Below are 705 nucleotides of genomic sequence, written 5' to 3'. Positions count from 1 at the left end.
CCGAGAAGCCATCGAATCTCTGTTTTCTGCTCGGAGCCAACGAGCGAACCTCCTAAGAATCCCTAAATTGTTCTCGACGGTAGCCTCGGGAACCCTTCCGTCCCCTCGGCCGACGCTACCGTCGGGTAGAATTTCGTAGTTTCGGACTGCTTCCGCGAACTGGTTGATGCGGGTCTCGTCATCGGGATGCATGTCCCGGTCGGCGGGGCGACCACGCTTGGCGCCGACGCGAACCTTGGTTGAGACCACGTGAGTCTCCGTTGCGGCATCGACGTCTTGCTGCCCCGAACCCCTCTCCGGCGCCAGCGACTGCGGCGTCACTCGCATCGAACCGCCCACGGATCTGCGACGCGGCACACGGTCGCCGGCGTCACTATCGTGCGAACCGAGGCGTAAGTCGCTCGGATCCTGTTCCATGTCTCGGCTCTCTGAATAGTAGTCCTCGATCCAGGCGTCCGTATCGAAAGCTCCGGTCACGCCTTCGATCCACCCACTTACTTCGCGAGAATCGTCATCGCGCGGCTGGTTCCGTCTTGGGTACATCGATGCCGGTCCTCCGGAAATTCAAATTTGGAACCTCGATCCTAATGCCTGCCGACCGCCGCCCAGCATGCTAAAGCCAGATCCAATCATGCCCTCAAGGCATGGCCGAACACCATATGGCGACGGCTTGCCGACAATCGTCTGCACTCGACCATCAGGCCG

1 pseudogene is annotated in these 705 nt (G+C 60.6%); it reads right to left on the bottom strand.

Annotated features, from left to right (window positions below):
* Positions 1–477, bottom strand: a pseudogene (locus AF337_RS44435) (Ulp1 family isopeptidase); the annotation flags it as partial.
* Positions 478–705: the final 228 nt, after the last annotated feature.

Origin of the sequence: Rhizobium ecuadorense, from assembly GCF_001187535.1 — a bacterium.
Lineage (GTDB): Bacteria > Pseudomonadota > Alphaproteobacteria > Rhizobiales > Rhizobiaceae > Rhizobium > Rhizobium ecuadorense.
Note: the sequence above shows the minus strand (reverse complement) of the source record. Positions and strands in the feature narration are given on the sequence as shown.